1 protein-coding gene is annotated in these 255 nt (G+C 69.4%); it reads left to right on the forward strand.

Features of this window, described 5'->3' with window-relative positions:
• Positions 1-255 (forward strand): hypothetical protein (locus JHD67_RS22965; protein ID WP_199101244.1); only part of this gene is annotated, 255 nt, incomplete at both ends.

Here is a 255-nt window from a genome sequence, read left to right on the forward strand (position 1 = left end):
TGCTGGGGCCGGACGCCTTGGCCGCCCGTGACCAGTATCGCGGCCGTGTGCCGCACATCCGCGCCATCACCTCGCCGCTGGACGGCAGCACGGTCTACGTGGACCTCAACGCGGCCGGCGTGCAGGTACATAGCGATGCGGATTTCCCCGACTGGCAGGGCTGGGCCTTTATCGACGACGACACCGACGGCAACAGCCGATGCGACTCCGCGCGCCTGCTCCAACTCGTGCTGGACGAGCTACCGCCCGAGCCCC

The sequence above is a fragment of the Dyella sp. ASV21 genome (assembly GCF_016428975.1).
Taxonomy (GTDB): Bacteria; Pseudomonadota; Gammaproteobacteria; order Xanthomonadales; family Rhodanobacteraceae; genus Dyella.